General features: G+C 43.0%; 19 protein-coding genes and 1 pseudogene. 17 read left to right on the forward strand and 3 right to left on the reverse strand.

Translation table 11 applies throughout. From position 1 onward, the window contains the following. A pseudogene (locus SST111_RS02565) lies at positions 1-160 on the reverse strand (transposase); the annotation flags it as partial. Positions 161-352: 192 nt separating this feature from the next. On the opposite strand from SST111_RS02565, the gene SST111_RS02570 reads away from it, so the two are divergent. After that, a complete protein-coding gene (locus SST111_RS02570) occupies positions 353-775 on the forward strand; it encodes a hypothetical protein (protein WP_257211355.1) in 423 nt (140 codons plus the stop codon). A 70-nt stretch (positions 776-845) separates the two neighbouring features. On the opposite strand, the gene SST111_RS02575 is transcribed toward SST111_RS02570, so the two are convergent. Then, a complete protein-coding gene (locus SST111_RS02575; protein ID WP_099809918.1) occupies positions 846-1,994 on the reverse strand; it encodes a cobalamin-independent methionine synthase II family protein in 1,149 nt (382 codons plus the stop codon). 202 nt (positions 1,995-2,196) lie between these two features. Here SST111_RS02575 and SST111_RS02580 point away from each other — a divergent pair, with 202 nt between their 5' ends. After that, on the forward strand, positions 2,197-3,363 hold the full coding sequence (locus SST111_RS02580; RefSeq protein ID WP_074392745.1) for an MFS transporter: 1,167 nt from the start codon (positions 2,197-2,199) through the stop codon (positions 3,361-3,363). Between the two features lie 99 nt (positions 3,364-3,462). On the opposite strand, the gene SST111_RS02585 is transcribed toward SST111_RS02580, so the two are convergent. After that, positions 3,463-3,633, reverse strand: coding sequence for a DUF3042 family protein (locus tag SST111_RS02585; protein WP_012775205.1), 171 nt, complete (start codon positions 3,631-3,633; stop codon positions 3,463-3,465). Positions 3,634-3,701: 68 nt separating this feature from the next. Here SST111_RS02585 and miaA point away from each other — a divergent pair, with 68 nt between their 5' ends. The 15 genes from miaA to SST111_RS02660 all read left to right on the forward strand — a co-directional run bounded on the left by miaA (position 3,702) and on the right by SST111_RS02660 (position 20,341). Further along, positions 3,702-4,586, forward strand: a complete 885-nt coding sequence (gene miaA / locus SST111_RS02590) for a tRNA (adenosine(37)-N6)-dimethylallyltransferase MiaA (protein WP_099809919.1) — start codon at positions 3,702-3,704, stop codon at positions 4,584-4,586. Beyond that, positions 4,579-5,829, forward strand: a complete 1,251-nt coding sequence (hflX, locus tag SST111_RS02595; RefSeq protein ID WP_099809920.1) for a GTPase HflX — start codon at positions 4,579-4,581, stop codon at positions 5,827-5,829. The genes miaA and hflX overlap by 8 nt, the downstream gene beginning before the upstream one ends. Continuing rightward, positions 5,813-6,442 (forward strand): cystathionine beta-lyase, encoded by a 630-nt coding sequence (locus SST111_RS02600; RefSeq protein WP_099809921.1) that lies wholly within the window; start codon positions 5,813-5,815, stop codon positions 6,440-6,442. The genes hflX and SST111_RS02600 overlap by 17 nt, the downstream gene beginning before the upstream one ends. 10 nt (positions 6,443-6,452) lie before the next feature. After that, on the forward strand, positions 6,453-7,382 hold the full coding sequence (rnz, locus tag SST111_RS02605; protein WP_099809922.1) for a ribonuclease Z: 930 nt from the start codon (positions 6,453-6,455) through the stop codon (positions 7,380-7,382). Next, positions 7,379-8,134 carry an SDR family NAD(P)-dependent oxidoreductase gene (locus tag SST111_RS02610; RefSeq protein ID WP_099809923.1) on the forward strand — a complete coding sequence of 252 codons (756 nt, stop codon included), beginning with the start codon at positions 7,379-7,381 and terminating at the stop codon, positions 8,132-8,134. Before rnz ends, SST111_RS02610 begins: the two co-directional genes overlap by 4 nt. A gap of 143 nt (positions 8,135-8,277) precedes the next feature. Beyond that, positions 8,278-10,452 carry a copper-translocating P-type ATPase gene (locus SST111_RS02615; RefSeq protein ID WP_099809924.1) on the forward strand — a complete coding sequence of 725 codons (2,175 nt, stop codon included), beginning with the start codon at positions 8,278-8,280 and terminating at the stop codon, positions 10,450-10,452. A gap of 173 nt (positions 10,453-10,625) precedes the next feature. Next, positions 10,626-12,173, forward strand: a complete 1,548-nt coding sequence (cls, locus tag SST111_RS02620) for a cardiolipin synthase (RefSeq protein WP_024418469.1) — start codon at positions 10,626-10,628, stop codon at positions 12,171-12,173. Between the two features lie 153 nt (positions 12,174-12,326). Further along, positions 12,327-14,540 (forward strand): single-stranded-DNA-specific exonuclease RecJ, encoded by a 2,214-nt coding sequence (gene recJ / locus SST111_RS02625; protein ID WP_099809925.1) that lies wholly within the window; start codon positions 12,327-12,329, stop codon positions 14,538-14,540. Continuing rightward, the gene (locus tag SST111_RS02630; RefSeq protein WP_099809926.1) at positions 14,519-15,505 is read left to right on the forward strand and encodes a DUF3114 domain-containing protein; all 987 of its coding nucleotides are present in this window, start codon (positions 14,519-14,521) and stop codon (positions 15,503-15,505) included. Before recJ ends, SST111_RS02630 begins: the two co-directional genes overlap by 22 nt. A 197-nt stretch (positions 15,506-15,702) precedes the next feature. Further along, the gene (locus tag SST111_RS02635) at positions 15,703-16,215 is read left to right on the forward strand and encodes an adenine phosphoribosyltransferase (RefSeq protein ID WP_002937136.1); all 513 of its coding nucleotides are present in this window, start codon (positions 15,703-15,705) and stop codon (positions 16,213-16,215) included. Positions 16,216-16,318: 103 nt separating this feature from the next. Next, on the forward strand, positions 16,319-17,260 hold the full coding sequence (gene metA, locus SST111_RS02640) for a homoserine O-acetyltransferase MetA (protein WP_044688987.1): 942 nt from the start codon (positions 16,319-16,321) through the stop codon (positions 17,258-17,260). 9 nt (positions 17,261-17,269) lie between these two features. Beyond that, positions 17,270-17,944 (forward strand): DnaD domain-containing protein, encoded by a 675-nt coding sequence (locus SST111_RS02645; RefSeq protein ID WP_099809927.1) that lies wholly within the window; start codon positions 17,270-17,272, stop codon positions 17,942-17,944. 1 nt (position 17,945) lies between these two features. Beyond that, a complete protein-coding gene (locus tag SST111_RS02650) occupies positions 17,946-18,629 on the forward strand; it encodes a tRNA (adenine(22)-N(1))-methyltransferase (RefSeq protein ID WP_024411835.1) in 684 nt (227 codons plus the stop codon). After that, positions 18,619-19,413: a Nif3-like dinuclear metal center hexameric protein gene (locus SST111_RS02655; protein WP_099809928.1), complete on the forward strand. Its 795-nt coding sequence runs from the start codon at positions 18,619-18,621 to the stop codon at positions 19,411-19,413. Before SST111_RS02650 ends, SST111_RS02655 begins: the two co-directional genes overlap by 11 nt. A 103-nt stretch (positions 19,414-19,516) precedes the next feature. Then, positions 19,517-20,341 carry a ZIP family metal transporter gene (locus SST111_RS02660; protein WP_099809929.1) on the forward strand — a complete coding sequence of 275 codons (825 nt, stop codon included), beginning with the start codon at positions 19,517-19,519 and terminating at the stop codon, positions 20,339-20,341. The last annotated feature ends 6 nt before the right edge of the window (positions 20,342-20,347 follow it).

The following is a 20,347-nucleotide window of genomic DNA, read 5'->3' on the forward strand; positions in this document are numbered from 1 at the left end:
ATAATTTCAACACCTTTATAACTACACAATCGTCGAAATATCTCTCCAAGACTACTTCGATATTGATTATAGATGATTTTTCGTCTATACTTAGGTGTGAAGACAATGTGGTAGAACACAGCCACTTTGTATGTGATAAATCATGTGCCTTTTGCGCCATACTTTTCTCCTTTCGCTTTACAATAGGCTTGAACACCTTTATTGTATCGCGTTTGGAGTTTTTTTTGGTATAACCTTCGTCGCGCACCCGCATAGCGGGTGGTTTATTTGTCACGCACCTTACGGAGCGTGACGGATTAAAAGTCACATAAATCAAAAAGAAATTTTGAATGCTGCGACAACAGCATCTATAGTGCCTGCTTTTGCAACTTCTAGTACAGTAGCATTTGGGACGGTGTTAACCTTGTCAGCAGTTTTTGCAGTCATTCAAGAATGGATTCAACAAATACCAGGATCGCCGCTGATTAGTTTACCTGTTTCGACAGCATTGGTTAGTGGTATTATCGGTTCCTCTTCTGGTGCAGTAGGTATTGCTTCAAGTAATTTCCTTCCTGCCTATTTAGAAATGGGGATTAATCCAGAGTTGCTGCATCGTGTAGTAGTTGTTGCATCAGCTATCTTGACAGTTGTGCCTCAGTCTGGTGTGATGATTACCTTCCACAATCTATCGAAATTAAGTATGAAACGTGGACTCAAGTATTCATTTATCCTAGTGACAGTTGGGCATTTGTTAGCCTTACTTGTGATTTTACTGTTGGCGCCTTTGCTATATTAGGATTGATTAACAAACAAATAAAAGCCCTGCCAAATGGCGGGGCTTTTATGCACGAATAGCAAGAAGTGGCTTAAGACCAAAACTTCTCTGCAATTTCTTGACCTTGTTTAATCTTTGCCCACTGTTGCGGGATGGCCAATTCATTACCTGAATCACATGAAGCGAATCCACATTGATGTGACAAGTAGAGACGCTCTTTTGGAATAATCTTGCTTGCTTCCTCGAGTAATTTGTAAACACGTTCTTCATCATCCAAATCAGAAGTTTTACTTGAAAGTAGACCAAGAACGACTTCGACATTCTTGTCACGCAGGCTTTCCAAAGCTTTTAAATCACCTGCACGTTCATCATCCCACTCAAGGAAGAATCGATCGTATTTTTGGTCACGCAGGAATTTTTCAGCAATAGCTTCGTAAGTTCCGCCAGCTGCAGAGCGGCTTTCATAGTTACCACGGCAGTTGTGCGTCCAGACGGTCAAGCCAATTTCATGTCCGTAATCAATAACAGCATTATTGATAGCAACAAACTCGTCAGCCAAAGCAGCCAATGCTTCAGAATCGTCTTGTGGCAAGAAAGGTACAGGGTTAGCAGGGTCGAATAATTCCCAAAGGCAGTCATCAAATTGAACGATTTGTCCACCAGCTTCCTTGTACTGGTCTAAAAATTCCTTATAGGCAGCGATGAGTCCGGCTTTTAATTCATCACGAGTCTTGTAGACCTGATTTGGTCCAACTTGACCATTGAAAATTGTCAATTCATTAAAGGCATGGGCTGGACCGAAAATAGTCTGTTTGGTTACAGTTTCTCCTGCTAATTCTTTCACTTGTTTAAAAATATCAATGAAATGGTGATTTTTTGCAGAAAGTGGAGCAGTAATACGCAATCCAATATCCTTACGTGTTTCAAAAATCTGTCCATCATGGTCTTTAAATGGATAACCATGCTCAGCAATGTAACGCTCGATACCATCGAAGCCCCAGAGAAAATCTAGGTGCCACATTGAACGACCAAATTCTCCATCTGTCACAATATCCAAACCGTTTTCTTTTTGTTCTGCAACAATTTTTTGGATGAGTAAAGCTTCAGTTTCTTTGTAACCATCGAAGTCATCATAGAATGGGTATTTGATGTCTTCACGAGCTTCGATTTGTCGTTTAAATTCTCCTAAGTTTGCTGGTCGAAGAAGTGAACCGACTAATTGGAATCTTGAAGTTGTCATATATGTATCTCTCTTTCTTTCGTTTTAGTGATGAACCTATTCTAACTCATAAGCTATCATTTGAAAAATAGTTATTTTCATGGCAAATCCATAGTTAAAAACTATAACTAGAAAAAATAGACGGAAATAACTTTCTATCATTTGTCAACTATGGTATAATCGAAAGTGCTGAAATCCGAACATTAGGAGACTTAGGAGAAAAATGAAAAAACAATCACCCTTTATAATTGCAGGAATCGTCATGCTAGGGGTCGTGATGCGTGCCCCCTTTACAGCTTTGCCTGCTATTTTGACAGATGTGGCAGCAGGACTGGGAGTAGAAGTGAGTTCATTAGGAATTTTAACCTCTATTCCGCTCATCATGTTTGCCCTCTGTTCATCCTTAGCACCGCGTCTTGCGGCTAAGTTTGGCATGGAAAAACTAATGGCCCTAGTCTTACTGGTTATGGTACTGGGTTCAGGAATGCGAGTTCTCAACTTACCAGCCCTTTACATTGGTACAATGCTTGTTGGTGCTACAATAGCGTTTATTAATGTTTTGCTACCAAGTTTGGTTGCGGCTAATTTTCCAAAGAAAATTGGTCTGTATACGACGATTTATATCACTCTCATGGGGGTGGCGGCAACAGTTGCATCCATGATTGCTGTTCCAATTGTATCCTCTAGTTCTTGGGAATTTTTTATTCTATTAATTACAGGATTGGTGTTTATGGCTTTCCTAATCTGGTTGCCTAATGTAAGAAATAACCATCGATTTGCAAGTGAGAACCAAGGAAACCAGAAATCATCTATCTGGAAAAATAAAGCAGCGATTGCCTTTTTGATATTTGGTGGACTACAATCAGTCCTCTACTATACAGAGATTACCTGGTTGCCAACTATTTCTCAATCAGTTGGCTTTAGTAAGGCAGAAGCAGGGCTAATGGCTGGCTTTTTCAATATGACAGCTATTCCCATGTCTATGATTATCCCAGCTGTTCTTTCCCGTCAGACAAAAGAAATGCGTCGAAATATCATGCTGGCTATTTCATCTGTTACCTTGCTTGGTTTGGTCATGATGGTATTGATTCCGACCAATCTCATTCTTTGGTCAGCGCTTCACATTATTTTAAGTTTTTCAAATGCAGCCCTCTTCCCTTATATGATGTTGAGCTTTACTTTGAAAACAAGCAACAGCCAGGCTACTGCCCAGTTATCAGGAATGGTGCAGACAGGTGGCTATCTCATTGCAGCATTTGGACCAGGCCTTCTCGGTTATAGCTATCCAATCTTCGGAAACTGGATGCCATTGATTCTTGCTCTGGCTATCGTCACACTTGCCATGATGTGGACTATTGTTCTCATTGAAAGAGAAGATATTATCTTATAAAGTATAATCCCTTAAGAAGGCTGGCATTTTTCTGTGAAAATGGCAGAGCTTCTAAGGGATTTTTTGTCAAACAAAAAAAGCTAGACATTTGCCAGCTTTTTAATGTGCCACACGTTTACGAGCAGCTTTTTTACGATTTTCCTCAATGAAGGCTTCTTTCTTTTCTTCTGGTTCAATGATTGTTTTGTGAACAGTGAAGACTGCGCCTGCTGCAAGAGCAACTGTAGAAAGAACACCTGTCAAGAAACCTTTACCAAAACCTTTAGCCATAGTTATTTCTCCTTTACTTGTGTTATAATAGATTTTAGCGAAAAAACAAAATATTTTCAAGGAAAAAGATGAAAACTAAAGTTATTGTGGTCATTGGACCGACAGCGGTAGGAAAAACTGCCCTTGGCATAGACTTGGCCCAGCGCTACAATGGAGAAATTATTAGCGGTGATAGCCAGCAAGTCTATCGCAAACTTGATATTGGCACGGCAAAAGCTAGTCCTAAAGAGCAGGCTGCTGCGGTTCATCACTTGATTGATGTCCGAGATGTGACCGAGGGCTATTCGGCTTATGAATTTGTAGCAGAAGCCAAGGCCTTAATTGCAGACATTACTAGTCGTGGCAAGTTGCCCCTTATCGTTGGAGGTACGGGGCTTTACATTCAGAGCCTGCTTGAAGGCTACCATCTGGGCGGGCTGGTTGACCAGGAGCAAGTTCTTGCTTATCGGGCGGAACTCGATTGCTTGTCTGACGAGGATTTGGAAACAATGGCAGAGCAGGCAGGTTTGATGGTCGAGGGAAACAGCCGACGGAGAATCATTCGTGGGTTAGAGTTGAAAAAATTTGGTAAAAACTTAGAAAATACAGAGTCAGAATATGTGCCTCTTTACATCTGCCTGACGGATGACAGACAGGTTCTTTACGACCGCATCAATCAGCGAGTGGATAAGATGATGGCGGCGGGCTTACTAGATGAAGTTAGCTGGCTCTACCAAGAACACCCAGAAGCCCAAGCTGCTATGGGAATTGGCTACAAGGAGTTTTTCCCTTATTTTGCAGGTGAGCTTTCGCTAGAAGAAGCGGTTGATAAGGTCAAGCAAAATAGCCGCCGCTTTGCCAAACGCCAATTGACCTGGTTCAGAAATCGCATGCAGGTCCCCTTTTATTCAGTAGGCGAGCCAGATTACAAGTCGCAGATTTTCACCGCCGTGGAGGAATTTTTAAATGATTGAAACGCAGAAAGAACAAGAACGCGCCCTCCTGGTTGGAGTGGAATTACCGCAGACAGATAATTTTGACATGTCCATGGAGGAGTTGGCAAGTCTTGCTAAGACGGCTGGCGCTCTGGTCAAGGAAGTCTACACTCAAAAACGTGAAAAATACGACAGTAAGACCTTTGTCGGATCAGGGAAACTAGAAGAAATTGCCCAGATGGTTGAAGCTGACGAGATTGATACAGTCATCGTCAATAACCGACTGACACCTCGTCAGAATGTTAATCTGGAAGAGATTTTAGGTGTTAAAGTCATCGACCGTATGCAGTTGATTTTGGATATTTTTGCTATGCGGGCTCGAAGCCACGAAGGAAAACTGCAGGTCCACCTAGCCCAGCTCAAGTACATGTTGCCACGCTTGGTTGGACAGGGCATCATGCTCAGCCGTCAGGCAGGTGGTATCGGCTCTCGTGGACCGGGTGAGAGCCAGTTGGAGCTCAACCGCCGAAGCATCCGCAACCAGATTCACGACATTGAGCGCCAACTCAAAACAGTGGAGAAAAATCGGGCGACTGTCCGTGAACGCCGCCTGCAATCAGGCGTCTTCAAAATCGGCTTGATTGGCTATACCAACGCTGGCAAGTCCACGATTATGAATGCCATGACCGACAAGCGGCAGTATGAGGCGGACGAACTCTTTGCCACACTGGATGCCACGACCAAGCAGATTAACTTGGCGGACAAGTTCAACGTGACCTTGACCGATACGGTTGGTTTCATTCAGGATCTGCCGACCGAGTTGATTTCTGCCTTCAAGTCCACCTTGGAAGAGTCCATGAACGTGGACCTCTTGCTCCATGTCATCGATGCCTCTGACCCCAATCATAGTGAGCAGGAACAGGTGGTCTTAGACATTCTCAAGGACTTGGATATGCTGGACATTCCTCGCCTGGCCCTTTACAACAAGCTGGATAAGACCGATGACAGCTTTACTCCAAGTCAGTTCCCTCATGTCATGCTGTCCGCTAAGGATAAAAATGCCAAAGGCCATATTCAGATGATGGTCTTGGCCAAGATTAAGACCATGTTTGAACGATTTGAGGTCAGGGTTCCACTTGCTGAATCTTATAAATTGCACGATTTAGCAACTCTTGCACTGATTGAAAATCGGACCTACGAAGAGGATGTGGAAGTGGTATCAGGCTATATCGCTTCCAGCAATAAATGGAAGTTGGAAGAATTTTATGACGGATTATCTTGATTTGGCAATGAAATACGGTGGCTTTACTAGTCTGGACAAGGTCTATCTGGCTAAGAAATTAGCCGATTTGACTGACCAACAAAAACTAGACTTTATCACGCCACCGCCTTCAGTTATCAATGCCTATTTTGCGGAAATCTACCAGAAACAAGGGGCAGAAGAGGCGACAGACTATTATCTGACTCTTTCTCAGCAGCTGAGCCTTTTTCCAAAAGAACCCAGCTTTGCTGAAGACAAGCCCTTTGTCCGCCTGAATTTATCTGGTAAGTCTTTCGGATTTGCCTATGTGTCGGCTGACGGTCTGGCCCAGGTTTTTTCGGAAGGTTTAGAGGAAGTGACAGGAAGTTTGCTCTTTGAAATCGCCCAAGTCTTTCCCCACTATGTCGTCTTTGTGGAGGAGGGCAAGATTTTCATGAAAGCCAATCCCTTTGAGGACGCCGAGTTAGAGGAAGTTGAAACAGACTACCTTTTGACTCAAGTGGCGACAGCGAAAGGTTTGGTCAAGATTTCAGGCTTTAATCAGGAAGAAGTGCTGGAAGTGGCGGACGGCTATGCTGGTCAGCATTACTATGTCTGGTCGGGTCGCTCTGCAATTTTATATATAAAACATTAGAAAGTAAACAATGCAAATTCAATTTTTAGGTACGGGGGCTGGTCAGCCCTCCAAGGCTCGAAATGTATCCAGTTTGGCCTTGAAACTCTTGGATGAAATCAATCAGATTTGGCTATTTGACTGTGGCGAAGGAACTCAAAATCAAATTTTGGAAACGACTATTCGTCCACGTAAGGTCGCAAAAATCTTCATCACTCACCTGCACGGAGACCATATTTTTGGACTGCCAGGTTTTTTGTCTAGCCGTTCTTTCCAGTCTAGTGAGGAGCAGACGGATATTGATATTTACGGTCCTGTGGGCATTCGTTCATTTGTTTTGGCAAGTCTTAAAGTATCAGGGACACGCCTACCTTATCGCATTCATTTTCATGAGTTTGATGTTGATACGGTAGGTCAGGTCCTAGAAACGGACAAATTCACGGTATTCGCTGAAAAGCTGGACCATACCATTCCTTGTGTCGGCTATCGTGTCATCCAGAAAGATTTGGAAGGGACATTGGATGCAGAGGCTCTGCGCGCGGCAGGTGTACCATTTGGTCCCCTATTCGGTAAAATCAAAAATGGTCAAAACGTGACGCTAGAAGATGGGACTGAAATTATCGCGAGTGACTATATTTCTCCTCCTCGGCCTGGTAAGGTAGTGACCATTCTTGGTGATACGCGCAAGTGTTATGCTAGTGTCCGTCTGGCTGTCAATGCTGATGTGCTGGTGCATGAGGCGACTTACGGAAAAGGCGATGAGAAGATTGCTCGCAAGCACGGGCATTCGACCAATATGGAAGCCGCTCAGGTTGCCAAGGATGCAGGTGTCAAACAGCTCTTACTCAACCATATCAGTCCACGCTTTTTGTCCAAAGATATTAGTCAGCTACGGAAAGATGCAAGTACTATTTTCGAGCGGGTTCATATTGTCAAGGATTTAGAGGAAATTGAGCTATGAGAACCATTCTAATCACAGGCGCCTCTGGTGGCTTGGTGCAGGAAATGGTGCCATTGCTGAAAGATGATTTCTTGATTTTGTTAGGGCGAGATGTGGCGAAAATCGAGCAGCTCTATACTTACCATGAAAAAAAGGCTGTCTTTGATGTAGACATCCGAGATGAAATAGCTCTGACGGCATTTTTCGATGAACTGGATAGTCAGTTTGGTCAGATTGATATTTTAGTCAATAATGCTGGCTATGCTATTTATGATGCTTTTGAGAATTTTTCCAGCCAGCAGGTGCAGGCTATGTTTGACATCAATACTTTTGCTCTGATGACCATGTGCCGTTTAGTAGGTAAACGAATGAAGGCCAGACGGAGCGGGCAGATTATCAATATCATTTCCATGTCAGGCTTGATTGCTTCAAGCAAGTCCTCAGTTTATTCGGCGACCAAGTTTGCAGCTATGGGTTTTTCCAATACCATTCGCTTGGAATTAGCCCAGTATGGTGTGACAGTTACTACGGTCAATCCAGGTCCAATCGCAACCAGCTTTTTCGATCAGGCTGACCCGGATGGAAGCTATCAAGAGAGCGTCAAGGCTTTTCTGCTCCAGCCAGACTATGTTGCCAAGAAAATTGTTTCAGCTATGGGGACGAAGAAACGAGACATCAATCTGCCTTGGTCACTAGCAGCTGCTCATAAGCTATATACTCTTTTTCCGAGACTGGCTGATTATTTGGCCAGTACGGTCTTTAATTTGAAATAAAGAAAAGTGAACACATAATATGACCTAGATGGATTAATGCCATTCTAGGTTTTTTTGATCTAATCGGTTGACATTTTTTGACTACAAGTGTAAACTATAATTGTAAATCGATTACAAATGTAGACAGAAATAGGAGTTATCTTATGAACCATTCAAAAGAAAATAAGCAGGAACACCAACATATGATGCATTCTGAGGAAGTTGGTCAGACCAGCCATCATTCTCATCAGCAGGAGCATCCTCATGAAGAGGGGGTTCACGCCAATCATCATTCTGACCATCACGTCCATCACGACCATCATCATGTAGGGGGCTCTGACGTCAGTCATCATTCTCATCATACTCATGATGCTCATCAGCATCACCAAGGGCATGACCATGACATGATGGAGCATGGTGGGCACATGATGCACATGGGGGATATGAATACAAAACTCAAAGTCGCAGTGGCAGTCATGATTCCCCTACTGGCCATTTCTCCAATTGCAGGTTTCACTCTCTTACGTTTTCCGGGTGTTGAACTTGTCCAGCTGATACTAGGTTCTATTATCTTCTTCTACTCAGGAACACCTTTCTTTAACGGAGCTAGAGGGGAGTTGCGAGCTAAAAAACCGGCAATGATGACCCTGATTTCCATGGGGATTATTGTTTCCTATCTTTACTCCGTTTATGCGACCATTTTAGCGTTATTGGGACAAGAAAGCATGAACTTTTGGTTTGAGTTGTCTACGCTGATTGTCATTATGCTGATTGGGCATATCATTGAGATGAAGGCGGTTATGGGAGCAGGCGATGCCCTGAAAGACTTGGCCTCTCTCATTCCGAAAAAAGCCCATCTCAAGGATGGGACAGATGTTGCGGTAGAGGACTTGCAGATTGGGGATTTCCTCCTAGTCAAGGAAAATGAAAAAATTCCGGCTGACGGTAAGATTTTGAGTGTTGCTCATATTGATGAATCCATGATTACTGGGGAATCTCGAGCTGTCAAAAAAGAGGCAGGAGATAGAGTATTCGGTGGTTCGCTCAATCAAAACACGCCCTTTGAAATGGAAGTGACCACTCTTGGTAAGGACAGCTTTTTGGCGGAGGTGACCGAAATGGTCCGTCAAGCGCAAAACCAGAAATCCAAGCTTGAAAATATGGCTGACCGCGTAGCCTCTTGGCTCTTCTATGCAGCTTTAATTGTGGGGATTTTGGCCTTTATTTATTGGACCATGACGGCTAATCTTGCCTTTGCCTTGATGATGGCAGTTTCTGTTTTTGTCATTGCCTGTCCGCATGCCCTTGGTTTAGCCATCCCTCTTGTTGTGGCGCGTTTGACCACGATTTCTTCAAAAAATGGTCTTTTGGTTCAGAACCGAACAGCTCTTGAACAGGTTAACCAGATTCGGTTTGCCTTGATGGATAAGACCGGAACCTTGACCGACGGAAAATTTCAAGTTCGCCACAGTCAAGATTTGGTTGAGGGAGCGGATGTGCTGGCCAAAATGGCAGCCCTAGAAGTTCATTCAACCCACCCAATTGCCCTTTCCATAGTGGAGGCGGCAGGTCAACATTCCTATCAAGTAGAGCAGGTTGAGAATATCCCTGGTAGTGGGATTCGAGGAGTCTTGGATGGAAGGGTTTATGAAATCATGTCCTACAAAGGTCTGCAGGAAATAGGTTTGTCAGTGGATCAGGACGTGATTGCTCCCTATCTTGATTTGGGTCTAACCGTGAGTTTTTTGGTGACTGATCATGTGGTCTTGGGATTTGTAGCCTTGGGAGACCAGATAAAAGAAGATGCTAAAGATTTTGTAGCAGGCTTGAAAGCGCAGGGTATTAGTCCTGTGATGTTAACGGGTGACAATCCAGCTACCGCACAAAAAGTGGCCAGTCAGTTGGGCATAGAGGATTACCGAGCTGAACTTAAACCAGAGGATAAGGCAAAACTGGTCAAGGACTATCAGGCGCGTGGGGCAGTTCTTTTCATCGGCGATGGGGTCAATGATTCGCCTGCTCTAGCGACGGCAGATTTAGGCTTTGCCATTGGCGCAGGAACTTCTGTTGCCATTCACTCTGCAGATGTAGTCTTGGTTCAATCCAATCCATCAGCGGTCTTGGATATGTTGAGCATTGCCAAGACAACCATCCGCAAAATGAAGCAAAATCTCTGGTTTGGGGCAGGTTACAACATCATTGCCATTCCCTTAGCTGCTGGAATCCTCTATCCAAGCATGGGCATTATGGTGGATCCTTTATTGGCGGCTGTGCTCATGAGTCTATCGACGGTTATTGTCGCTATCAATGCTATGGGCTTACGTTACGGTAAACCGTAGAAATTTTGACAGATAATATATATAAGTAAAACACCGGTCTATGTCGGTGTTTTATGATGTAGGAGATAGGGGTGCTGTTTTCAAGTAAGAACTGCGAGAAATCTACTGCGATAATTAGTAGGATATTTGACTATAATCTGGTATAATGGGAAAAAACATCGTGAGAGTGTAGTATGAAAAAATTGTGGAAAATTATTTATAGTCGGGTTTTTATAGTTCTTGCCCTTTTATTATTGACAGTCTTTGCGATATTTTGGGTAGTTGGCTCACTAGCAGTCTATGTCCCAGCTATCTTGACGGTATTACAACTTTTTTCTATAATCGTAGCCATTTCCATCATTAACCGGCCCATGAACGCAAGTTTTAAGTTGACTTGGATTATCTTTGTCATTGGTATTCCGATTTTTGGTGCCCTCTTTTACTTTATCCTCCAGTCCAACCTGGAAACCCAACGCTATCGTCGAACTTTTAAGCGACAGGCAGCGGTTATGCGGGAGTACGGACACACCTCTGAAAAGGTCATGAAGGGCTTGGCAGGAGAGGATAAGGAGCAGCTCAAACTAGCTCACTACATGAGCGAGTACGTCGGCTATCCTCTGCATACCAATACAGATGCGGTTTATTTTCCGTCGGGGGAGGCCAAGTTTGAGGCACTCTTAGAGGAGTTGAAAAAGGCAGAGCAGTACATCTTTATGGAGTATTTCATTGTCGATTTTGGCTATATGTGGGAGTCTATCCTGACCATTCTCAAGGAAAAAGCAGAGCAGGGAGTGGAAGTTCGGTTTTTGTACGACGGCATGAATTCCCTCAGTTTGCTCCCCTATAATTACTACAAGACCCTACGTTCTTATGGTATTAAGGCCAAGGTCTTTTCGCAAATTATCCCAGCCCTGTCAACCGTTCAGAACAACCGTGACCACCGTAAAATTACTGTTATTGACGGCAAAGTTGCCTTCACAGGTGGGGTCAACATCGCAGACGAGTACATCAATCAAAAAGAACGATTTGGTTACTGGAAGGACGCAGCCATTATGGTCAAAGGCGAGGCTGTTGCCAACTTTACCAATATGTTCCTACAAATGTGGAATTTCGACGAGCGAAAGGAAAATGACGACCTCGCCTATCTCCGAGCTCATAAGGAATCCGAATCAGATACGGTTGCAGGAGAGGGGTATTTCCTAGCTTATGGTGAAAGTCCCTTTGACAATGATGAAGTAGCCAAACGAGTTTATCTGGATATGATTCAATCTGCAACTGACTACATTTATATTATGACTCCCTATCTAGTCTTAGACGATGAGATGATTGACAATCTGACCTATGCAGCCAAGCGCGGTGTACGAGTCAAGATACTATTACCTCATATCTACGATAAGCAGTCGGCCTACTTGGTCGCTCGGACGGATTTCAGAACTTATCTGGAAGCAGGCATTGAAATTTACGAGTTCACACTAGGATTTGTGCATTCTAAGGTAGTCTTAGTCGATGACAAAAAGGCAACCGTTGGTACTGTCAATATGGACTTCCGATCCTTCTATCTCAACTTTGAATGCGGCCTCTATGTTTATAACCATAAGCAAGTTCTGGCAGACATTCACAAGGACTTTGAAGACTCCTTTGCCCAGTCTCAACGCATTACTTTACTCGGCTTTGAAAATACATATCCGTGGTACAAGCGATTAGCTGGTGCCTTGATGAATATTATTTCTCCATTGCTTTAAAAATAATCTTGCATAGTTGGAGCAAGGGTTGATTGATTAAATTCAGTCCTCCCTCTGCTCCATTTTTCTTGGAAAATGATATAATAGAAAGATAGTTTATACTCGGAAAAGTTACAGGTTACTTGTGATTTTGAGTATTAAGGAGTGAAACACGTGATAAAACCCAATTATGACTGGCAATTATTAACCGGTTTTTTTGATGAACAATTTATCAAAATTGCTAAAAAAGAAGGAGTAGACCCGGTAGCGGCTAAGTTGCTGTATGAACGTGGCATCCATTCGGCGGAAGAATTGCATACTTTCTTACAACCAAGCTTAGAAGACCTTCACGATCCCTATTTACTACATGATATGGACAAGGCGGTAGAGCGGATTCGCCGAGCAATCGAAGATTACGAACAAATTTTGATTTATGGAGATTATGACGCAGACGGCATGACCTCGGCATCTATTCTGAAAGAAACTTTGGAGGAAATGGGGGCAGAAGTCCAAGTTTATCTTCCCAACCGTTTCACAGATGGCTATGGGCCAAATCAGTCAGTTTACAAGTATTTTATAGAGCAGCAGGGGATTTCTCTTATTGTGACGGTGGACAATGGCGTAGCGGGTCATGAAGCGATTGCCTATGCCCAGGAAATGGGGGTCGATGTTGTCGTGACAGACCACCATTCCATGCAGGAAACTCTTCCCAATGCCTATGCGATTGTACATCCAGAGCATCCAGAGGGAAATTATCCCTTCAAACATTTGGCAGGTTGCGGTGTGGCTTTCAAATTGGCCTGTGCCCTTCTTGAAACGGTTCATGCAGACTTGCTGGATTTGGTCGCAATTGGCACCATCGCTGATATGGTCAGCTTGACCGATGAGAATCGTGTCATGGTCAAATATGGTCTCTCGCTTCTCAAACAGACTGAGCGAGCAGGTTTGCAAGAGTTGATAAAGATAGCTGGTATTGACATAGACAGTATTGATGAAGAAACAGTTGGTTTCCAACTTGCTCCGAGGCTGAATGCCCTTGGTCGACTTGATGATCCTAATCCAGCCATCGAATTACTGACTGGTTTTGATGACGAAGAGGCCCATGAGATTGCCCTCATGATTGATAGTAAAAATGTAGAACGCAAAGATGTTGTCCAAGCTATTTATGATGAAGCAAAAACCATGTTGCGCCGAGATAGACCTGTTCAAGTTCTGGCTAAAGAAGGTTGGAACCCAGGTGTTTTAGGGATTGTAGCAGGACGCCTACTAGAAGAATTGCACCAGCCTGTTATCGTCTTGTCTATTGAAGATGGTAAGGCAAAGGGTTCGGCTCGTTCTGTTGAAGCGGTTGACATTTTCAAGGCCCTTAAAGATCATCAGGACCTATTTATCGCCTTTGGTGGCCATGCTGGTGCAGCAGGTATGACCTTGGAAGTTGACAAACTCGAAGAGCTTGCTCTAACCTTGGCAGACTACATTATCGAAAATAAATTGGATTTATCCAGCAAGTCTTCGCTGGTCTTAGATGAAGAATTGGATTTAGAGGAATTAACCCTAGATACTCTAAAATCTTTCGAGAAGTTTGCGCCTTACGGCATGGATAATAAAAAGCCTGTATTCTACATCAGAGACTTTCAGGTGGAATCAGCAAGAACCATGGGGCAGAATAATGCCCATTTGAAACTACGCATTACTAAAGGTGCTGCTGGATTTGATGTGGTTGCTTTTGGTAAGGGCAATCTAGCCTTGGAATTTTCACAGGCCAAGGGCTTAGAACTAGCTGTCACCTTGTCTGTCAATCAATGGAATGGCAATACCAGTCTTCAGCTCATGTTGGTTGATGCTCGGGTCAATGGTGTTCAACTTTATAATATTCGTGGAAAACAACATCCTATTCCCGCAGGAGTCCCAATTTTGGACATTGAAAATCCAGTAGCAGATAACAAAGCAATTGTCTTGGCTAACTTGCCTGAGGACCTCAGTAGTCTGCGTAGCTATTTTCAGGAAAGAGAATTTGAAGCTATTTATTTTAAAAATGAAATTGCCAAACCGTACTATCTAGATGGTTATGGTAGCCGAGAACAATTCGCTAAATTGTATAAGACTATTTACCAATTTGATGAGTTTGATGTCCGCTACAAACTGAAAGATTTGGCTGGTTACTTAAAAATTAATGACAGTCTCTTGGTCAAAATGATTCAGATTTTCCAAGAATTAGAATTCGTCACGATTACGGATGGGGTCATGCGGGTCAACAAAGAGGCGCAGAAGCGAGAGATTTCAGAAAGTCAAATATATCAAGAATTGAAAGAAACAGTTATCCAACAAGAGTTGATGGCGCTTGGCACCGTTCAGGAAATTTATGAATGGCTATGTGGTCGCGTTTGATGACAGTAGAAGCTCTGGTTGTTGTTGGAGTGATTGGAACGCTTCTCTACACTTATAGGTTTATCAGGCAAAAAAGTCTGTTGAAAAATCTTGAACAGATAACCGAAATAAAGCATGCATTGATTGAATTACGGCAAGTAGGATGGTCAGAAAGAGCCATCAAAAAGGTTTTCCTGAAACAACTGTTGCCTCTAAAACAAGAAGACATCCCAGCATTTGTTCAAAATTTCATAAAAGAAGCTACTATTTTTGCCTCAACTAGCTTTTATCAGTTGATAAAAGTTGACAGTCGCTCTTTAAGCCAAGAGAAAGCGACGGCTTTATTGGAGCAAAGTATGAATATGTTAGATTTTCCTGAGGAATTAAGTCACGGGATATTACCTGAACTTTTGCAGAAGATGGATGTGAATTGTCCTCCACACCATCCGTTTTGGCGGTACTTTGCTAAGCTAGTTGATAAGGCTTTTCCAGTTCGAGAATTAGAAGTCAAACGGCCGTTAAACAGACAGGTCCATCAGCTGCGCTACCTTATTTCCTATCAGCAGGCTTTTTGGGTACGTCAGCAGTTTGGAAAAGGAAAAACAGACTGGCAGGCTCTAGTAGCCTATTTACGTAGCCTACCTCGGTGGTCTTACCGCTTACGAGAATCTGCCCGCCTACACAATAAACAACTGTTCGGAAAGAAAAATCAGAAGACCTTGCCAGTCAATATGAAGATTTTGATTCATTTTCACAGCGAATTTATCCTAAATCAAGATGGACAATTTGCCTTGATTTTAGAAGAACGACCACATGTCAATGGCGTGGTAAACGGGGCTTCCTTCAATTATGCCAGAGCTAATAATAAGCGCCATAGACAACTTGATATGGCTCCAGTTGGCACGCAGGATCCCGTTTTTCGGAAAGAATTGCTACGCTCAAAGATGGGAGTCTATTTATCGCCTACTCGCTTGCGCCACTACTAAAAAGGAAGAAATGAGGTTGGCTGGGAGCAGTCTTACTTTAATCAGCAAGGAAGCTTTTCCTATGGTGGACATAGCAGGGCAGCTTGTGTGGTGAATGTGAGGAGACGATTTGCTAAAGATATAGGTCTGAAATGTACCAAAAAACAATTTCATGGTATAATGAAGAGTAAAAATTATTTTTAAAAAGAGAGAGACAAATGAACTTAAAAGATTACATCGCAACAATTCCGAACTATCCAAAAGAAGGTATCGAATTCCGTGACATTAGCCCTTTGATGGCAGATGGAAATGCTTATAGCTATGCAGTACGTGAAATCGTTCAGTATGCGACAGATAAGCAAATCGATATGATTGTTGGGCCAGAGGCGCGTGGTTTCATCGTTGGATGTCCAGTTGCCTTTGAATTGGGAATCGGTTTTGCACCAGTTCGTAAGCCAGGTAAGTTACCACGTGAGGTTATCTCAGCTGACTATGAAAAAGAATATGGTGTAGACACATTGACGATGCATGCAGACGCAATCAAACCAGGACAACGTGTCTTGATTGTCGATGACTTGTTGGCAACTGGTGGTACTGTAAAAGCAACGATCGAAATGATTGAAAAGCTTGGCGGTATCGTTGCTGGCTGTGCCTTCTTGATTGAGCTAGATGATTTGAAAGGCCGCGAAGCAATCGGCGATTACGACTACAAGGTTTTGATGCACTATTAATCTGAGGTTATAGCTAAAACTTATAACTGGTCCTATTTTTATTCTAATTGAATTGCATAGCAACCTGTCTTATAATAAATATAAGAAAATTGGGAGGTTGCTTATGCCAATTAAAATTGAAAAATCATTACCAGCAGTTGAAATTTTGAGAAAAGAGAATATTTTTGTGATGGATAGTGACCGAGCTAGTCATCAGGACATTCGTCCTATCAAAATCCTTATTCTCAATCTCATGCCACAGAAGATAGTGACGGAGACTCAGTTGCTCCGTCTTTTGGCTAACACTCCTTTACAGCTAGAGGTTGAATTTCTCTACATGGCTAGTCACGAGTCCAAAAATACACACTCGGACCATTTGAAGCAGTTTTATAAGACTTTTGAGCAGGTCAGGGATAGCTATTTTGATGGGCTCATCGTGACAGGAGCACCAGTTGAAAACTTACCTTTTGAGGAAGTTGATTACTGGCATGAACTTACTCAAGTTTTTGATTGGTCAAAAACACATGTTTATTCAACATTGCACATTTGTTGGGGTGCACAGGCAGGTTTGTATGCACGCTATGGTGTACCCAAACACAGTATGTCTCGAAAACTATCAGGCGTATATTGTCAAGAGGTGACTAATCCAACTAGCCCTCTTATGCGTGGATTTGACGATGAATTTCGTTCACCACACTCCCGTTATACGGAAGTAAGGGAGGCAGATATTGCCCATCTGAGTGGGTTGACGATTTTATCGCAAGGTCCAGAAGTTGGCCTATCCATTTTAGCCAGCAAGGATTTAAGAGAAATTTATAGTTTTGGACATTTAGAGTATGATAGGGATACACTAGCTAAGGAATACCAACGTGATTGTATAGCTGGAAAAAATCCCCATTTACCGGAAAATTATTTCAAAGAAGATGACCCTACAAGCAAACCATCTCTCTCTTGGAATTTACCAGCAGCACAATTCTTTACCAACTGGGTGAATTATGCTGTCTATCAAGAAACTCCATACGACTGGCATATCTTTGAACAATCAGCCCAGTCAGCTAGTCTTTAAAGAGGAAGTATGAACTATTCACAGCAATTTCGTCAGGGACATTTGGTCCTGCCAGCAGCAATATTATTCCACTATCAAGAGCTTTTTCCGTCGGCAGATGATTTTTTGATTTGGCAGTTTTTCTTTTATCAAAATTCTTCAGCTATCGAATCATTAGCACCTAGTGAGATTGCTCAAGCTACTGGTAAAACAGTTGCCCAGGTCAATCAAGCTATTGAAAATCTCCAAGATGCTGGACTCTTAGAATTTAAGACAATCAGTATTGCTGGTGAAATTGAAATGATATTCGATGCGCTTCCTGCTTTTGAAAAATTGGATGCTCTGTTAACTACAAAACAGGCAGTTGAGATTGTGCAGCCAGAGAATGATTTGAAGACCTTGGTGGGTGATTTTGAACGTGAATTGGGCCGCTTTTTATCGCCGTTTGAAATCGAAGATTTGCAGAAGACTATTGAGGATGACAAAACTTCGATTGATTTGGTTCGTGCAGCCTTGAAAGAAGCTGTTTTTAACAACAAAACAAATTGGAAATACATCCAAGCTATTCTACGAAACTGGCGCCGCGAGGGAATTACTACAGTTGCGCAAGTAGAAGCGAAAAATGCAGAAAGAGAAATTCAGACTCCTAAGAATGTGACTGTTTCAAGTGACTTTCTTGATGCAATGGATCTCTGGAAAGATTGATATGGAAACAAAATTATCTAAAAGGCTGGAAACAGTCGCAAGTTTTGTCCCACAAGGGGCACGTCTAGTTGATGTAGGGAGTGACCATGCTTATCTCCCTCTTTTTTTGGTAGAGCAGGGGCGTATTGATTTTGCCATTGCAGGGGAAGTCGTTCAAGGTCCCTATCAGTCAGCGCTCCAGAATGTAGAGCAGGCGGGACAAACAGAAAAAATTCTAGTCCGTTTAGCAAATGGCTTAGGTGCGTTTGAGACGTCTGATCAGATGACTGCCGTGACCATAGCAGGTATGGGAGGACGCTTGATTGCAGAAATCTTAGAAGCAGGAAAAGAAAAGCTTGCGACCATTGAACGGTTGATACTCCAGCCAAATAATCGTGAAGATGATGTGCGTCGATGGTTGGAAAAAAATGGTTTTAGATTGGTTGCTGAAAAGATTCTGGAAGAAAATGGCAAGTTATATGAAATCCTCGTTGCAGAATCAGGACAGATGAGACTATCAGAAGTTGAACATCGTTTTGGTCCCTATCTACTAGAGGAGGCTTCGCCAGTTTTCGTCAAAAAGTGGAGAAGAGAACTTGAAAAATTAAGTTTTGCTTTGGAACAAGTTCCATCTGAACGCCAAGGTGACCGCTTTGCCATTTCCCAAAAAATCCAACAAATTCAGGAGGTACTCCATGTTAGCTAGTCAGGTTATTGAGCGCTATCAAGCCTTTTGTCCCCCTTCTTTAGCTATGGAAGGCGATGTCAAAGGGCTGCAAGTCGGTACCCTTAATAAAGAGATTCAACGCGTCATGGTGGCTCTGGATATTCGTGAGACAACAGTGGCAGAGGCGATTGATAAAAAGGTGGATTTGATTATCGTCAAGCACGCTCCGATTTTTCGTCCCATAAAGGATTTGGTGGCAGACAATCCACAAACTAAAATGTATCTTGATTTAATCAAGCACGATATTGCAGTCTATGTCAGTCATACAGATATTGATGTGGTTGAGGGTGGTCTCAACGACTGGTTCTGCGACCTTCTGGAGATTCAGGATACTACCTATCTGATTGAAACTGCCGAGGGGCAGGGGCTTGGCCGTGTGGGGACAATAGCAGAGCAGACTTTGGAAGAATTGGCTTTGAAAGTCAAGTCTGTCTTTGGTCTAGATGCTGTCCGTCTGGTGACCTATGGACACCAAGCTCATCAGTATGTCAGTCGTGTGGCGATTTGTGGTGGCAGTGGTGGTTCTTACTACCATGAGGCTCTTGCCAAGGGAGCAGATGTTTACATCACAGGCGATATTTACTACCATACAGGTCAGGATATGTTGACTCAGGGCTTGCTGGCGATTGACCCAGGCCACCATATCGAATCCTTGTTTATCAAGAAAATTGCAGATTTGCTGGAAACTTGGAAAGCAGAAGAGGGCTGGGATGTGGACATTATGCCTTCAACCGTTTCAACCAATCCGTTTAGACACCTATAAAAGTCACAAAAGTTGTGGCTTTTTTCTGTCTTTCTCTTGATTTTTTAGGGTAGTTAGGGTATCCTAATTATCATACTATGCGCGGTTAAAAAGGAGATGTGAAATGGCTTGGTTTACGGAACAGTCTGTTGTCATACAGGCTTTATTAGGTGGCTTGTTTACATGGTTTTGTACCATTTTAGGTTCGGCTATCGTCTTTTTCTTTAAAACTGTTAGTCGTCGGTTGCTGGATACCATGTTAGGCTTTGCGGCAGGTGTTATGATTGCGGCCTCTTTCTGGTCTTTGCTAGCACCCTCGATTGAATACGCTGAAGCTTTTTATGGCAGTCTGGCTTGGATACCAGCAGCAGTAGGTTTTGCAGCAGGTGGTATTTTTTTACGCTTGGTAGATGCCTGGGTTCCGCATTTGCATTTGGGAAATGATAAAGATAAGGCAGAAGGCGGTGGTGAGAAGGATAGAAAAAATCTATCCAAAACAGCCCTGCTCTTCTTAGCTATTACAATTCACAATATTCCTGAAGGTTTGGCGGTCGGCGTGACATTTGGTGCACTTGCTTCTAACTATAGTCCAGCAGCTTTTATCGGCGCAATTGGTCTTGCTATTGGGATTGGTATACAAAATATTCCTGAAGGGGCAGCCTTGGCTATTCCAATTCGTACAGACGGCGCATCTAGGTGGAAAGCTTTTTACTGGGGATCAATGTCAGCAATTGTTGAGCCGATTGCAGCAGTCATCGGGGCTTTTGCGGTCACCTTTATGACACCTATTTTACCTTATGCCCTCTCCTTTGCGGCAGGAGCCATGATTTTTGTCGTCGTAGAAGAGCTCATTCCAGAATCGCAGACAAACGGCAATACGGATATTGCAACTCTGGGCTTAATGGCTGGTTTTATCATCATGATGATTTTGGATGTTGCTCTAGGATAATTTGTT

The sequence above is a fragment of the Streptococcus suis YS161 genome, from assembly GCF_002760245.1.
Lineage (GTDB): Bacteria > Bacillota > Bacilli > Lactobacillales > Streptococcaceae > Streptococcus > Streptococcus suis_I.

Excerpts from the sequence above, each read along its gene's own strand:
- SST111_RS02585 (WP_012775205.1), bottom strand. The coding sequence starts at position 3,633 with ATGGCTAAAGGTTTTGGTAAAGGTTTCTTGACAGGTGTTCTTTCTACA.
- SST111_RS02630 (WP_099809926.1), top strand. The coding sequence starts at position 14,519 with ATGGCTATGTGGTCGCGTTTGATGACAGTAGAAGCTCTGGTTGTTGTT.
- hflX (WP_099809920.1), top strand. The coding sequence starts at position 4,579 with ATGATTGAAACGCAGAAAGAACAAGAACGCGCCCTCCTGGTTGGAGTG.
- SST111_RS02610 (WP_099809923.1), top strand. The coding sequence starts at position 7,379 with ATGAGAACCATTCTAATCACAGGCGCCTCTGGTGGCTTGGTGCAGGAA.
- SST111_RS02600 (WP_099809921.1), top strand. The coding sequence starts at position 5,813 with ATGACGGATTATCTTGATTTGGCAATGAAATACGGTGGCTTTACTAGT.
- SST111_RS02575 (WP_099809918.1), bottom strand. The coding sequence starts at position 1,994 with ATGACAACTTCAAGATTCCAATTAGTCGGTTCACTTCTTCGACCAGCA.
- SST111_RS02645 (WP_099809927.1), top strand. The coding sequence starts at position 17,270 with ATGAACTATTCACAGCAATTTCGTCAGGGACATTTGGTCCTGCCAGCA.
- cls (WP_024418469.1), top strand. The coding sequence starts at position 10,626 with ATGAAAAAATTGTGGAAAATTATTTATAGTCGGGTTTTTATAGTTCTT.
- SST111_RS02580 (WP_074392745.1), top strand. The coding sequence starts at position 2,197 with ATGAAAAAACAATCACCCTTTATAATTGCAGGAATCGTCATGCTAGGG.
- SST111_RS02660 (WP_099809929.1), top strand. The coding sequence starts at position 19,517 with ATGGCTTGGTTTACGGAACAGTCTGTTGTCATACAGGCTTTATTAGGT.
- rnz (WP_099809922.1), top strand. The coding sequence starts at position 6,453 with ATGCAAATTCAATTTTTAGGTACGGGGGCTGGTCAGCCCTCCAAGGCT.
- SST111_RS02615 (WP_099809924.1), top strand. The coding sequence starts at position 8,278 with ATGAACCATTCAAAAGAAAATAAGCAGGAACACCAACATATGATGCAT.
- SST111_RS02650 (WP_024411835.1), top strand. The coding sequence starts at position 17,946 with ATGGAAACAAAATTATCTAAAAGGCTGGAAACAGTCGCAAGTTTTGTC.
- SST111_RS02635 (WP_002937136.1), top strand. The coding sequence starts at position 15,703 with ATGAACTTAAAAGATTACATCGCAACAATTCCGAACTATCCAAAAGAA.
- SST111_RS02655 (WP_099809928.1), top strand. The coding sequence starts at position 18,619 with ATGTTAGCTAGTCAGGTTATTGAGCGCTATCAAGCCTTTTGTCCCCCT.
- miaA (WP_099809919.1), top strand. The coding sequence starts at position 3,702 with ATGAAAACTAAAGTTATTGTGGTCATTGGACCGACAGCGGTAGGAAAA.
- metA (WP_044688987.1), top strand. The coding sequence starts at position 16,319 with ATGCCAATTAAAATTGAAAAATCATTACCAGCAGTTGAAATTTTGAGA.